9 protein-coding genes and 1 pseudogene are annotated in these 15742 nt (G+C 41.1%); 4 read left to right on the plus strand and 6 right to left on the minus strand.

Annotated features, from left to right (window positions below; genetic code table 11):
* Positions 1–9: 9 nt before the first annotated feature.
* Positions 10–806 (minus strand): annotated as a pseudogene (gene tatC / locus NSTCB13_RS14560) (twin-arginine translocase subunit TatC).
* A gap of 531 nt (positions 807–1337) precedes the next feature.
* Between tatC and NSTCB13_RS14565 the strand changes: the two are divergent.
* The 4 genes from NSTCB13_RS14565 to NSTCB13_RS14580 all read left to right on the plus strand — a co-directional run bounded on the left by NSTCB13_RS14565 (position 1338) and on the right by NSTCB13_RS14580 (position 9992).
* Positions 1338–1568: a hypothetical protein gene (locus tag NSTCB13_RS14565; protein ID WP_445627945.1), complete on the plus strand. Its 231-nt coding sequence runs from the start codon at positions 1338–1340 to the stop codon at positions 1566–1568.
* Between the two features lie 85 nt (positions 1569–1653).
* Positions 1654–2511 carry an SDR family oxidoreductase gene (locus tag NSTCB13_RS14570; protein WP_448272794.1) on the plus strand — a complete coding sequence of 286 codons (858 nt, stop codon included), beginning with the start codon at positions 1654–1656 and terminating at the stop codon, positions 2509–2511.
* A gap of 993 nt (positions 2512–3504) precedes the next feature.
* Positions 3505–4836, plus strand: coding sequence for a P-loop NTPase fold protein (locus NSTCB13_RS14575; RefSeq protein ID WP_448272795.1), 1332 nt, complete (start codon positions 3505–3507; stop codon positions 4834–4836).
* Positions 4812–9992, plus strand: coding sequence for a WD40 domain-containing protein (locus tag NSTCB13_RS14580; protein WP_448272796.1), 5181 nt, complete (start codon positions 4812–4814; stop codon positions 9990–9992). The genes NSTCB13_RS14575 and NSTCB13_RS14580 overlap by 25 nt, the downstream gene beginning before the upstream one ends.
* Positions 9993–10241: 249 nt before the next feature.
* Here the strand turns inward: NSTCB13_RS14580 and NSTCB13_RS14585 are convergent, their stop codons facing one another.
* The 5 genes from NSTCB13_RS14585 to thrB all read right to left on the minus strand — a co-directional run bounded on the left by NSTCB13_RS14585 (position 10242) and on the right by thrB (position 15727).
* A complete protein-coding gene (locus tag NSTCB13_RS14585) occupies positions 10242–11645 on the minus strand; it encodes a hypothetical protein (protein ID WP_448272797.1) in 1404 nt (467 codons plus the stop codon).
* A gap of 556 nt (positions 11646–12201) precedes the next feature.
* Positions 12202–12567: a DOPA 4,5-dioxygenase family protein gene (locus NSTCB13_RS14590; RefSeq protein WP_445627939.1), complete on the minus strand. Its 366-nt coding sequence runs from the start codon at positions 12565–12567 to the stop codon at positions 12202–12204.
* Between the two features lie 358 nt (positions 12568–12925).
* Positions 12926–13462: a universal stress protein gene (locus tag NSTCB13_RS14595; protein ID WP_445632194.1), complete on the minus strand. Its 537-nt coding sequence runs from the start codon at positions 13460–13462 to the stop codon at positions 12926–12928.
* 808 nt (positions 13463–14270) lie between these two features.
* Positions 14271–14783 (minus strand): hypothetical protein, encoded by a 513-nt coding sequence (locus tag NSTCB13_RS14600; protein ID WP_448272798.1) that lies wholly within the window; start codon positions 14781–14783, stop codon positions 14271–14273.
* A gap of 29 nt (positions 14784–14812) precedes the next feature.
* Positions 14813–15727 (minus strand): homoserine kinase, encoded by a 915-nt coding sequence (thrB, locus tag NSTCB13_RS14605; protein ID WP_448272799.1) that lies wholly within the window; start codon positions 15725–15727, stop codon positions 14813–14815.
* Positions 15728–15742 lie beyond the last annotated feature (15 nt).

The raw sequence follows: 15742 nt of genomic DNA on the forward strand, positions 1-15742 counted from the left end.
TTCCAAATGTTATTTACCTGTAAGCTTCACTAATCCAATACCGCCGAAATAAAGCGCTAAAACTGCTCCCGCTAAAAGACTTTGAGTCAAGGGGTCAGTAGAAGGTGTGAGGACGGCTCCTAAAATTACTGCTCCCATAATCACGTAACGCCAACCAGAAACCATTCGTTCTGACGAGACAATGTTCAAATTACCAAGCAACAGTTGAATAATCGGAATTTGAAATGCTAAACCTGTGCTGAATAACAGTAGCAGCACAAATTCAAAATATTTATCAATTGACCAAAGTTGTTCGACTACATCTGCTCCGTAGCTGATGAAAAATTTCAAGGCTGCGGGGATAAGAAGTAAATAGGCAAATACTAAACCTGCTCCAAATAGCACACTCGAACCCAAAACCACAGGCCCCAGTAAACGGCGTTCGCGGCGAGTCAGTCCCCTGGAAGCACAAACTGGATAATCTGGTAAAGAATGAAAGGACTAGTAAGTACGATGCCAGTGTATGCTGCAACTTTCAGGGAGACAAAGAAATATTCTCCAGGTGCAAGTTGAAGAAATTTTACTCCTTGTGCTGGAACCTCAAGTAACTGGACAATCGGCTTAACGGCAAAGAAACAGCCAATAATGCCCACTGCTACGGCAATCAACGAATAGAAAATCCGTTGCCGCAATTCTTCTAGATGGTCGAAAAGAGACATTTCGACTTCACCAGGCAACTCATCAAGCGGATCGGTGTCTGAGTTGCCATATCCTTCTGGGTCGAGGTTAGGAACGTTTACAGTATCTACGTCTTGTGAAGGCGTCACTTCGCTTCGCTCCGAATTCAAAATTAAAAATTAAAAATTAAAAATTAACAATGCCATAAATAAATTTAGGGATTGTATCTTTTTTTGTCGGTCATCGACCATTTTGGTGACTCAGCACTCTTCATTATTTTATCTGGGGAATGCAGCTACTAAGATATGTTTTTGGGTGCTGTGGGTTTTTTGTCCTGTTTTTTGGGTTTGCATCTGCATAAGTTAGTGGGAAGACATCTTGTAGGCAATGCCTAACCTAAAATAAAAAAGGGTGGAACCGATAAATTAGAAATCATGTCTCTGCGGCTAGTAGTCTGTCTTATTGGTTTTGATAAGTTTGTAGTAAGCACTTGAGTGTTTAGAGAATGAAGGACTAAAGTCCTGACTACGAACTAGCTTACCCATCAATTTAAACTTGACAGACCACTGCGCTGAGTAAATTAGCACAACATCAACACTTAATACTCAGTTTTAAAAATCCGGTTCATTTAGGTGGCATCTATACAGATGGTAATCGGAAATTGTTAGCTGAGGTTGGGTATGAACCGGATAATTTGCATTGCCCTCATGGCATTGCCTGTTTATTTATACAATGTTGGGCTAGGCAATACTTCTAGTAGCGACGTGGCAATTGTTAAAAACCAGTATCCCACAATAGCTACTCTAATTGCTAACAGTACAAATGCTCAGTTACGCATCTTGCCGTGGCGAATATCGGCTAGAGATGACCAAACCGAAGATTGCCTTCGTGCTGGCACTTGCAAAGATTGATACCAATTCGTAGTGCGTAATGGGCTACGCCCCGCTACGTTAACGTAATTCGTAATTACGGCAGCCCCATCATCAAAGAAAATTAATGGTTGTAGAAAATCAACGTACAGTGGTGGTTACAGGAGCCTCAACAGGAATTGGTCAAGCGTGTGCTTTGCTCTTAGACCAATTGGGCTTCTCTGTTTTTGCTGGAGTGCGTCAAGATGTTGATGCTCAAACACTTAAACAGAAAGGATCGCCAAGGCTGATTCCGATTTTTTTAGATGTTACTGACGCTGAATCGATCGCAGCTGCGGTTGATACGGTAACAAATGCAGTTGGTGGTGTGGGGATTTTAGGTTTAGTGAATAATGCCGGAATTGCTGTTCCTGGCCCGTTAGAATTATTAGCGATCGCTGAATTTCAACACCAGATGCAGGTTAATGTCACCGGACAATTAGCTGTGACACAAGCATTTCTTGGTCTTCTACGCCAAAGTCGGGGTCGAATTATCAATATGGGTTCCATTGCTGGTAGGAGTCCAACACCGTTTTTGGGCGCTTATAATGCTTCTAAATTTGCTTTGGAAGCACTCACTGATGTGATGCGGATGGAGTTACAACCTTGGGGAATCTCAGTTTCAATTATTGAGCCTGGTTCTATTGCTACACCAATCTGGGAAAAGTCTCTTAGTCAATCTGAGGTAGCACAATATGATTTACCACAATCGGCACAAAATCTCTACGGACAAGCGATGAATATTGTCCGCAAGAAAATGCAAATTATTGCATCTAGAGGAATTTCTGTGGATATTGTCGCTCAAGTTGTTGTCCATGCGCTGACTGCAAAAAAACCCAAGACGCGCTATCTTGTTGGACAAGATGCCAAAATTGGAGCGCTGATCAAGCATATTTTGCCTGACAAGCTACATGACAAGATAATTTTATACTCAATGGGGCTGTAGATTCCTGATTGTCAATACTTCAGAGTTTGTCACTCTGAATGCAAAGGCTGTCATTAACAAAATCATGATTTTCATCACAAAATCATGATTTTCATCAACAAAATTATGGTTTTCATCAATAAAATCATATTTTTATCAACAAAATTATGGTTTTCATCAACAAAATCATATTTTTATCAACAAAATCATTGATTTTCATCAATAAATATCAAGTCCGGGTAATTAGTTATGATTCCCACAGTCATTGCACCCCACCCCCAACCCCTCCCGAAGAGCCTACGGTGTACCCACAAGTCTGAAATAGCTGATTAACCAAGTTTTTACCCCACCCTAACCCTCCCCGTATGTATTGGGGAGGGAACTGATTTTCCAGTTTCCCCCCTTTATAAGGGGGGATTAAGGGGGGTAATTCAACTTGTGTGTACACCGTAGCCCGAAGAGAGGGGAGGGGAGACGAAGCGTAGCTTTGGCGGGGTGGAGTTCTTGGGGTTTAGTAAGTAATCAAGCGGACATGATATAAAATCGTGCTGATTTCAGAACGAGAAGCAAAATTTAGTCAAAAAGTGACTTTCAACTCAAGTTGACTTAACCAACGTTTTTATTAAAAGCTTTATGCTATAAGGATTGTAGATTACTGTTTTGTAAAATTAACGAAAGCTTGTTAATCAATCAAGCTGATGAAGAGTTCAAAAGAGCGACAAAATTGTACTTAACAGTACCTTTTTTTGTGTTAGATATTTTTAATATTCATAAGAGTACCTTATTCTATCTTAAACATTTTAGCTATTTGTACTTATACTAGTATTTTTGCTTACTTTAACCAAAACATCACCATTAATATGTGCTATATCGAACATAGATATAATCAATTATCCTGAATGCTGCTAGTTTAGTTAGTAGTCTGATTAAAATAAAGCATAAATTGCCTAGAATCATCAATATATTTATTCAGCAGATTTTGTCATCCCTATTCCTGAGTGAACTCGATTAGTTATGCTCCTAGATTTAGAAAGATTTTATCAGGCTTGCAATCCAAGCAGACCTCTAATTATAGGAAACGCTAGCGATCGCAGGTACTATATCGATTTTGCTGCGGTGCGGGGTGGCAAAATTATCGAAGCTTTGCAGCGCACGATCGCTAAAATATCGCCAGATACACCAACCTGTCAACTATTTACCGGACATCTTGGCTGTGGAAAATCAACGGAGTTGTTGCGCCTGAAAGCTGAGTTAGAAGCGCAGCAATTTCATGTAGTTTACTTTGAGTCTACTCACGTCTTAGAAATGGCGGATGTGGATGTGACTGATATTTTGTTAGCGATCGCTGGACAGGTGAGTGAAAGCCTAGAAGCGATGAAAATTAGGCTCAAGCCTCGCTACTTTAGCAAGTTGTTTGGTGAAGTTGTAGATTTCTTGCAAACGCCAATTGACGTTGGGGTAGAAGCAGAATTGTCTGTAGGGATTGCCAAAATTACAGCTAAAACAAAAGAAAGTCCCCAATTGCGACGGCGGTTAAGAGATTATTTAGAACCACGAACCGCAAATATTTTACAGTCGATTAATCAAGAATTACTAGAACCTGCCAACAAAGAACTCAAAACCAAGGGTAAAAAAGGATTGGTGGTAATTGTTGATAACTTGGATCGAGTTGCAATTCGACCTTTACCATCGGGGCGATCGCTGCCAGAATATTTATTTATTCAGCGTGGCGAACAGTTACGCAAACTGAATTGTCATGTAGTCTACACTATTCCTTTAGCTTTAACTTTCTCCAACGATAGCGCCGAACTTCAGCATCGTTTGGGAGGTGGAGTTGCCCCAAAAATGTTACCGATGATACCTGTGCGTTTACGCTCTGGTGAGATTTTTCCGCAAGGTCTAACAATGATGCGGCAGATGGTGCTAGCTAGAGCTTTTCCAGACATTTTACCTAGCGATCGGTTAGGCTTAATTACAGAGGTGTTTGATAGTTTAGAAACCTTAGACCGATTGTGCCTGATAAGTGGTGGTCATGTACGCGACTTATTAGGTTTACTGTTTGACTGTCTGCGAGAACAAGATCCACCCTTTGACCGGGAATGTGTCGAACTGGTAATTCAAAGACAACGGGATTACCGAGCCAACGCTATCGACCCTCAAGAGTGGGAATTAATCTTTCAGGTAGTGCAACAGCAACGAGTTAGAGGTGATATAGAATACCACACCCTCTTGCGAAGTCTATTTGTATTTGAATATCGCGATCATCAGGGAGCTTGGTTTGCCGTCAACCCAGTTTTAGCAGAGACGGAAAAATTTAAATCATGGTTGAGCGACACGCACAAGTAGATATCAGAGCAGCTAACGAGCGGGCTTTACGGAGTTTGGGGAGAGCAATTACCCTTTCTAGCGGTCAATTTTCCCTGGTTTTGGTGTGCTGCAATTATCGAGTTTTGCAAGAGCAAATGCTGCAACGACTCGAAGAAATTTCTTCAGGAGTACACCGCATTCAAAAGGTAATTCTGCCGCATAATGCCAGAAGTCTTTATACAAGTATTCATTTACAACTGCTAACCGAAGCTAATCCGCCATCGGCGTTGATGATTTTGGGTTTAGAGTCAGTAGATGGACTCGACGATTTCCTGAGGTCTATTAATCATATTCGGGATGAATTTCGCAAACGCCACCCATTTCCGATGATTGTCTGGGTGAATGACGAAGTGTTGCAAAAGGTAGCGCGTTTAGCACCAGATTTTGCTAGTTGGGCGGCGACACCAATTCGGTTTGAAATGACAACTCAATCACTGCTGCAATTTCTGCAACAGGAAACTGACTCTTTATTTGCTACGGTGTTAGCAAACGATGCTGCCCAACACCAACCTCCTCAACTTGCAAAGCATTATTCCACTGTCGAGCAAGTCTGGGAACATAGTTATGAACTCCACTTTGCCATTAGAGAGTTGCACAATCGTGGTATTACCTTAGAGCCAGAACTACACGCTAGTTTAGAATTTGTTTTTGGTCTAGATAATTATATTAGCGATCGCATCAATACAGGTTTAAGCCATTTTCAGCAAAGCTTGCAAGTTTGGCAAAAGTTGGCAGAGAAGGGGGAAGCGGAGGAGCAGAGGGGCAGAGGTGCAAGGGAGCAGGGGAGCAGAGGTGCAGGGGAAGCAGAGGGACATCAGGGGGATAAAGAAGTATTTTCTTCCTCATCTCCTCCATCTCCTCCATCTCCTCTACTTCTGCGACAGGGAATCTTGCTGTTTTATATTGGGCTGTGTTACTGCCGTTTTGCAGAGCAAAATCAAATAGAAAACCGCCGTCATTGGTACACTGCTAAATCTTATTTTCAGCAATGCTTAAATATTTTGCAGGTGGCTGGGCGTTTAGATGTAGTTGCTGGATTTATTAATCAACTTGCTGAGGTTTTGCAATATCTGCAAGAGTGGGAAGAATTGCAGACAGTTGCTCAAAAGTCTTTGGAGTTACATCAAACCTATGGTAGTCAAATTCAATTAGCTTGTGACTACGGTTTTTTGGCGCAAGTGGCTGTGCAGCAGTCGCGGTGGGTACAGGCGAGTATCTTAGCACACGTATCACTGCTGAAATTAGGTGAGGCGCAAAAGCAGAACGACCCTTATAACTGCTTATTTCCATTATTATTGGCGCAAATTTACTATTTAGTGTTGGCGAAAGCACAGCGAAATGTTGGTGAGCTAGAAGTTGCTCGTGAATACTTAGATAAGGCGACAAAAGAACTGCCAGCAGCTTTAGAAAGCAGTGCCCATCAATACGATGCCCATCGTTATATTCGCTTATTGCGGAGACTGCGATCGCTCTACTTTGAAGAAGGGCGATATTTAGAAGCCTATTACATTCGACAGAAACGGCGTTCTGTTGAGCAGCAGTATGGTTTTCGGGCTTTTATTGGTGCAGGGCGCTTGCAACCTCAAAGACAGGCGACAAACCCAGCATTGATGTCACCTTCTGGAAGTAGTAGCGTTGCTTTAGAAATTGCGGCTTCTGGTCGAGAGCGTGATATTAATAACTTAATTGGCAGAATTAGCCGCGCCGATCAAAAGTTGACGGTGATTCACGGTCAATCGGGGGTGGGTAAGAGTTCCACTGTAACGGCGGGTTTAGTTCCAGCACTGCAAAATCGAGCCATTGGCGATCAAATAGCCGTGCCTGTGGTACTGCAAGTTTATACCGATTGGGCACGGGAATTAGGGAAATCTTTAAGTGAGGCGGTGTCTAGTGACGCATCCCTGGCGATTTACGCTGATATTAAGCCAGAAGCAGCCATTGAATCAGAGGCTTTACCTTACTCTGGTACACCCTTCACCATTAGCATTTTACAACAACTCCAAGAAAATGCCGATCGCCATTTGATCGCAGTTTTAATTTTTGACCAATTTGAAGAATTTTTCTTTGGTTATAGCGATCGCAATCAAAAGCAAGAGTTTGATAAATTTATTAGCGATTGTCTCAAAATACCATTTGTCAAAGTCATCCTTTCTTTGCGAGAAGATTATTTACATCGGTTATTAGACTTTAAACATCTTTCGGCACTGGAAGCGATTAATAATAATATTCTCGACAAGCATATCCGCTACCAGTTAAATAATTTTTCGCCAGAATATGCCAAAGCAATTATCCAAAAATTGACCGAGCGATCGCAGTTTAATTTAGAACCTGCTTTAATTGATGCTTTAATCGAAGATTTATCAACAGAATTTGGCGAAGTCCGCCCGATTGAATTACAAGTTGTGGGAGCGCAAATTCAAGATGAACGCATTACTACCCTAGAAGAATATCAGCCATATAGACCGAACAAACTCATCGAACGATATATTAAGGAACTGATTAAAGACTGCGGCCCAGAAAATGAACGAGCCGCGTTACTCGTCTTATATTTATTAACAGATGAAAGCAACAACCGACCTTTTAAAACTCGTGCTGAGTTAGCAGCGCAGCTATCAGAATTAGAAGATGCTGACAAATTAGAGTTAGTCTTAGAAATTTTAGTGCGCTCCGGTTTAGTGGTTCTCTTTCCTGATGTCCCAGAACGCTATCAACTGATTCACGATTATTTAGTAGACTTGATTCGCTACCTGCAACAACAAGAATCGAGCTTACAAGTACAACTAAATCAGTTGCGCTACAAAGTAGAACAAAGTAAAGCTGAGATTGAGCGACTCAAAAGCGAACTTAGTCAAAATAAGCAGCATTCCAAATTGGTAGATTCTCATCCGCAACAGGGATTAGACTTATTAACGGAATTGCGAGAATTACACAAGCGGGAAGAATTAAGTCAGTTAGAAATTGAGCAATTACGAGCTGAACTCAAAGAAAAAGAGTTAACAGCTAAACTTGCAGAAAGTCAAAAGAAACAAAGACTTAGTGAAGCTCAATTAAATCGTTCGCTGAAAATTGCTCTCACCGCTTCTGTTCTCGCCATCTTCGGATTAAGTGTTTCCATCGTCACAGCAGTAGATAGCGAAATTAAAACACTCAGTGCATCCAGTGAAGCTCTCTTTGCCTCCCAAAAAGGTATTGATGCCTTAAAAGAAAGTTTAAAAGCAGGGAGAAAATTACAACAAACAGTCTGGGTCGATTCCAATACAAGAGAACAAGTACAGACGGCGCTTTATCAAGCTGTTTCAGGGGTCAGAGAATATAACCGCTTGGACGGGCATGTATCTGGGGTAAATAGTGCTATATTCAGCAGCGATCGCTCTTTAATTGCCTCAGCCAGTGCGGATACTACAATCAAACTCTGGCGTCCCGATGGTAGCTTAGTTAAAACCTTGTCGGGGCATGAAGATGTAGTTAATAGCGTCAGTTTTAGCCCAGATAGTCAAATCATTGCTTCCGCCAGTCAAGACAAGACGATAAAACTTTGGAGTCGAGAGGGTCAACTGCTTGCTACCTTATTAGGACATCAAGGTGTAGTGAATAGTGTGAGTTTCAGCCCAGATGGCCAGGTTATTGCTTCAGCGAGTACAGACAAAACAGTGAAACTGTGGAGTCGCGATGGTAAGCTGCTCAAAACTTTGCAGGGACATGATGGTGCAGTCTTGAGTGTGGCTTGGTCAAATGATGGTCAAACCTTAGCTTCTGGGAGTGCTGATAAAACGGCGAAACTGTGGAGCCGCGATGGTAAACTGCTCAAAACCTTGCAAGGACATGAGGATGCAGTCAAAAGTGTGGCTTGGTCGGCTGATGGGAAAACAATTGCATCTGCTAGTTTAGACCAGACAATCAAACTGTGGAATCTGGAAGGTAAGCTACTGCGAACCTTATCGGGTCATAGTGCTGGAGTTACCAGCGTCAGTTTTAGCCGCGATAGTAACACGATCGCTTCTGCAAGTACTGATGAGACAATCAAACTCTGGAGTTCTGAAGGCGTACTGCTGGGAACCCTGAAGGGACATAATAATTGGGTTAACAGTGTCAGCTTCAGCCCGGATGGTCGTACCCTTGCTTCCGCCAGTCGGGACAAAACTATTAAACTTTGGCATTGGGACGATGTGTTACTGCGAAAGCCGAAAGCTGATATTGATGACTGGGTAACTAGCATCAGTTTTAGCCCAGGCGATCGCACCTTGGCAGCAGCAAGCCGAGACAAAACTGTAAAACTTTTCAGTCGAGACGGTAAACTACTGCGTACATTCATAGGACATCAGGGTCAAGTTTGGGGTGTAGCTTGGTCGCCCGATGGTCAAGTAATTGCCTCGGCTAGTAAAGATAAAACAGTAAAACTTTGGAGTGGTGACGGTCAACTACTCAAAACCTTACAGGGTCATAATGATACCGTCTTGAGTGTAGCTTGGTCGCCTGACAGTCAAATAATTGCCTCGGCTAGTAAAGATAAAACAGTAAAACTTTGGAGTCGCAACGGTAAACTACTTAACACCTTGCAGGGACATCAAGAAGCGGTGAATTGGGTAAGCTTTAGCCCCGATGGCAAGTTGCTAGCCTCAGCCAGCGATGATAAAACCGTGAAAATCTGGACTATAGAGGGTAAATTGCTATACACATTAATTGGTCATAGCCGTCGAGTCAATGGAGTTGCTTGGTCGCCTGATGGTCAAAGCATTGCTTCAGTTAGTATTGATAGCACGGTGAAGATTTGGAATCGAGACGGGAATTTACTAGATACTCTCACAGGCGATGGCGATAGTTTTATCAGTGTCAGTTTTAGCCCCGATGGCAAAACTTTAGCAGCTAGCAGTGATGACAAAGTGAGGATTTGGAACCGAGCAGGAACGTTGCTGATTGCTTTGAAAGGCGATAAAGATGAGTTAACCAGCGTCAGTTTCAGCCATGACGGGAAGACTCTGGCTGCGGGTAGTGGTAATGGCACAGTAATTTTCCGAGATTTAGCAGATATCCAACTGGATAAATTACTGGCACGCGGTTGCGATTTGCTACATGATTATTTGCAGACTAACCAGAAAGTAATTAAGAGCGATCGCGCTTTGTGTTCTAGTAGGTGATTTGAAATTAATCGACTTCATGAATGATTTTCAGGCTTTCCCAATCAGTTTTCCTTTTGCTAGTTGAATATTTGATTTATTTTTTCTCCCTAAAGTAACAAAATCTCTCAGAAAATCTGGTTTCTTAAAAGAGGCATTATCTGATGACTAGATAATAGTAAAAGTAACGTATATCATAGCCGCCTCTTCGCTTGTTATGAAGGAGGGAAGTAATATTTTTATACCTTACTCAACCGATAACAGCTATAACTATGTTAAATCGATCAAAAAATGAGCTATTAAAGTATTTCTTTCATAGGATAGCAAGTAAAGATGCAAAAGATTTGAGTTATCTTTATCAAGGTGCATTACTGAACCATCAACTGCTAAGTGGTGATGATCTATCCATCGCCCCTGTGAATCTAGTAAAAAACTGAAATAAGGGCTGACATCTGGATGATTTTTAGTTAATTCTTCATAGCTTTGATAAAAAGGAGGTATCCCAATTCCCATCGGCATATATAAGCCTTTGGAATAATCTGCTACAGGCAATTGAGGAAGCGTTTTCAGATTAATGCCACTAATGAATAATTTATTTTGTTCACCAGTCTTGGTATCTGTGAATCCTAACTCAATTTCCTGTAAATTTTGTTCCACACCAATCGGTTTAATATTCCTTAAAATGGCTTTATCAAATTTACCTATTCTCCAGTATTGATTTCCCCAAGGCTTATTTTGATCGTAAAATCCTGGCGCTCGAAAACTTGCAAACCTAACTTCATTTTTAACGTCGTAAAAATCTCTCCATTTGCTGATGTTGGTCGCTAGTGTAGTTCTAACTTTTCTACTTTGCTCTCCTGATACAATTATCCTCTCATCAAGGGGGAACTGAGTAGCAACTTCTTTTTGATCTATTACATTTCTTAAAAGATTAGTTTTGACTATTGTGCCACTCGGATCTTGCCAGTGTTCTAATTTCCACCAATGCTGCCAATATGAAATCTTATTAATTTTTTCAAAAATATTTTTGTAATGTCCAATTGGGAAAGTAAACCAACTTTGATAATAAAGGGATTTGTTATTATCCTCTTTAGTAAAAAGTAAAATTTCCCACAATCCGGCATTTAAGCAATTATTAGCCAAAGCTATCTCTACAATATTTTGCTTTTCAAAACCATCTCCTCCAACAATTTCTATATTTTTTGAATTAGCAGGAAAACTAATCTGTTGCCTGTTCCATTCCCTATCTGTAAAAGCTATTGTTTCTAAACCTCGATCTTTCTTAACCCATTCAGGTATTTTAGGAACCAATAGCTCTAAATCAATATTTTTTATAACTATTTTTGCCGTGTTTTTATCTGTTGCTTCCAGTACGAAATCGAAATGTGTATCATCTTTCTTAATAAGTGTTAATTTTCGATTAGAATATCTTTTAAAATTTTTTCCTAATGGTGCAGGATTGGCTGGATAATCGACATTAGATAATTCTTGTAGTTTTACATTCATCTGATTATCAAATTTATATCTGGATTTAAACCAGAAACCACCTAGTCCCAGCAAACCAAAGCAGAAAACAAGAGTACTAAATAAAATCTGTTTCTTCGTAACTCTGAAATTAGCTTTGCCGAATTGGGAAATGCTTGCATTTTTTCCTTTCGCAGACATATTTTTCATCAGACAAATTTATTTTTATGAGAATGCTGCTTAACAGCATAGCATTCTGCAAAACGGATGTCTTATATCATGTCCGGTTCAAGACTTATCATTAAGGCAGCAGGGGAACAGAGGGGCAGAGGGGCAGAGGAGAGGGGCTTTTGGGCTTTCTGCATAGATTCGGGAATTAAAACTAATTAAGCGGACTTGATATTACTTCTATTTTTAATCAAAGTCTTAATAAACAGTTCTCTGCAATTAAGTAGGTAGACATAATTAAATATAAAATAAACTCCTAGTTTGTAGTGAGCGATAAATCGCTCAGAGCAAGGATTATCAGGACTAAAGTCCTTACTACAAACTTGAAATTTATTATGCCTAGATACTTAAGAGTTGAATACCAATTCTTATTTTTCCTTGATTGCACTTGCAGCAAACCGCTAAAGCGCCTACACATAGCCTGAAACCTGTATTTATTGGGAAATTGGACTTTTTCAACTTCACCAGAATTAGTCACAATAGAAAAAGTTTCACGCCTCAAAGCAAAACTTTTACCCAACTACGTCGTTTACTTTTCTTAATTGGATAAAGTCGGACTAAGCTGTTGAAGAAACTCAATATTTAAATCTAGCTTTTCTCCTAACCATAGGGAATGAACTGCATGGTCTGCCACAGCATCCCCTGTCTCAGGATGAACGAGAATATCCAATCCCTCACGATTGAGCATTAACCAAGGAACGACTTTCTCAAACTGATTCGGTAAGAAAGCAACTTGATACATCGCTTTTGGATGGGGGCCGATGGGCTTGTCAAACCAGCGTCCGAGTTTCACCTCAAACCTAGCGCCTAATCCTTCACGTACACGCGCAGCTGCATCCCGACTCGCAGGATCGAAGTAAACATGAGCATGAAAACCAACGATCTCAATAGTATCTTTTTCCATAGATCCACTTTTCGATCTCAACTCTAATTTTGGATAGCGGACTTTTTATTTCTTACTAAAAAAGAGATGTCTACGATGGTCACTGAGCCAAGTCGTACCCCTCCTCTTAAGCAAGCTAAAGCGGACACACCAGAAGTGTGGGCTACGCCTACGCTCAATTTTAGCCCAATACAGTGTAGTTAGCGATCGGTTGTTGGAGACTCAATTTACAGAGATCGTTGATTGAGATAACTAACTTTTATGGGGTAGGCAGCATACTGAGCGTTATGCTTAACGCGGCCTCTTGCAGAGAAGTAGCGATCGCGCCAAAGTTTTGCCCACCCTAACTATGCAAGTTAAATGTGGAACAGCTTAGTAGTTAGTTAACGCTAAAAGCATTTGTAGTTTCTTTGACAACTTCATCTTTTTTAGGAGTAACTGAAAGATGCACAACATGCACTGAACAAGTAGCATGGTGAAGAACGTAGTTACTCACACTACCAAGAAATAGTTCCATCAGCCGAGAATGGCCCCGACGCCCCATAACAATTAGATCGGCGCCACAACTATGGGCTAAATCACAAATAATGCGACCAGGATTACCAACATTTTGTGTAAATTCCGTAATCACACCTGCTGTGTTTGCTTGGGCACAGAAAGATTGCAACATCTGGATTCCTAGATTTTTAAAGGTATCCCACTGTTTTTGGTATAACTCAAAGCTTTGATTGGTCAATCCTGGATAGTAGTCCATGTTAGACAGCATAGGTACATAAGGACTACCCTCTTCTTCGGAAGACAGGACATGAAGTAACATTAAGCTAGCTTGTGTTAACTTTGCTAAATCTAATGCTTCCTCAAAAACCTGTTGCCCTATTTCCGAGCGATCTAATGCAACTAGAATCTTTTTAAACATCATATAGACCTCCGATTTCATTGGTGATTGGTCTTTACGGTTTCGGGTTTCCAGATGCTGGATTGTCAAAAATGACTAATCCCTCAACTATGTTTAGCGACTTTTAAATCTTAAATCTCTTAAAGGTTTTTGCCCTATATTTATGTATAGCAAAATAATTTGAGGAAGTTGTGAAGAAAGTCAGTATTTATCTTTGAGCATGAGGGAGCATCTCATTTCGCAATAAATATCTTTGGGTACTGAGCCTAAATTCCTCTCTGAAAATTGCTATGCATTAGTCAACCCCTTTGGGGAATTCAAAATTCAAAACTTGTACTGACTTGTGCCGAGCGTAGCCGAGGTAGCTTGTCGAAGTATTCAAAATTCAAAATTATTATCCCCATAAATAAATTTAGGGGCTTGTAGTACCATAAGTCTGTTTTGGTCACATTTTTCTTAAGATTGTTGCAAATAAGCTAGGAACAGGATTGTAGAACAAAGCGATCTGCGGATAGACAAAAGCAGAAGAATGTAAATGACGAAAATTTTCTAGGCGATCGCTAACCACAAACTAAAGAATTTGAGTGGATAACTATCAATGTTTTTGCGCTTGTTTTAAGTAAGTTATATTTTTGTTGAGAAAGATTTGGATAATAGATAGGCTAAAAGGCGAGAGGTCAATAGACTTCTTGGCATTTGTCGGGAAAAGGGGAAAAGGTTCTGCAAAAGTCCCCTTCCCCTTTAACCTTTAACCTTTTCCCCCAAGAGTGCAAAAAGCACTTTTGCCAAGAGGTCTAATGTATTGCCTACAAACGAAAAGAGTAAAGTATTAAACAATCCGGTTGACAATTGTCCACACTTCTCCATCAGAGCGGACATAGGGAACGGAGATTGTCTTCAAGCCAGTAATAAAGGGCTTGTAATAAATCTGCCAATACATTGGACTCAGTTGATTGGCACAAGCCTTAAGAAAACGGACTTCTGCGGCCAGTTCACTTGCTAGTTGATTAATGCGTTCAGCATGAACTTGAGCCACTTCTTTCGCTTCCTCTAGCTGCTGCTGTTGGATAAGTTGTCTGGATTCACCTTGCCAACGCACTAACTTACCTTGTTTTTGTTTTATCTTGCCTTCTAAAGCGGCGATCGCTGCATCTATGCCTTGGAGTTCAACTGATAATTGGGCATTTTCTCTGGCTTGACGGCGATAAGCTTCTACCATCGCCTGGGGTGAATCATTCTCGCCAGAGATGACATTACTTTTGATCGTGAGTGCAGCGCGTTCTTCTAAAAGAGCCTGAATTTGAGATTTAAGCGCTGCTATTTCAGCCTGAGTTTGCTCCATAAATCGAGTTTTAAGTGCTGAGTAAAATATTAAAAGCTTTTTGCGCCTTGGGTATCTAGAGAAAGCGATCGCACCTCGGCTGTAATTCCTTCTTCTTGCCAAGCAGCTAACATCGCCGCCTCTACTTCCTTTGAGTGTAACTTATCTGCCAAAGCTAACAGTGTCGGCCCCGCACCACTAATCACCATACCATAAGCACCAGCACTAACAGCTGCAATGTTGAGAGCATCATAACCAGAAATCAAAGCTTTACGATAGGGTTGATGCAATCGATCTTGCAAAGCTGTCTTTAACCATTGTCCGTTACCAGTTTCCAAGCCGCGCAACAATAAGCCCAAATGGGCGGTATTGAAAATCGCATCAGCACGACTTACCTCTGTTGGCAGAACGCCTCGCGCCTCTGAAGTGGAAAGTTCAAAATTAGGAATAGCTACAACTGGCACAACATCTTTATGCCAGGGAACATCACAAATTTCCCAACCTGCGCCACTGCTAGCAGCCAGACGACATCCTCCCAACAAAGCTGGAACTACATTATCAGGATGTCCTTCCATTGCGATCGCTAACTCCATCACCTGCGACTGAGAAAGAGTAGCACCTTCTAGTTGATTAGCCGCAACTAATCCACCAACAATTGCTGTCGCCGAACTACCCAAACCTCTCGCCAACGGTACACCTAACTTAATCTCTATTTTCACAGCCGGCGGTGTCTGCTCTATGTGTTGATAGAACTTGACAAACGCTTGGTAGAGGAGATTGCTCTCATCAGTTTGGACTCGTTCAGCTTCCGTACCAGTGACATGAATAGTTAACCCACTCTCTTCTATGCGAGTGAACTTGAACTCGTTGTACAGTTTTAATGCTGCACCGATGCAATCAAAACCAGGCCCCAAATTCGCAGTTGTGGCGGGAACGTTAACAGTGATGGTAGAAACAACAGACATTGGCAAAACTCACTA

The organism is Nostoc sp. DSM 114160 (genome assembly GCF_053470305.1).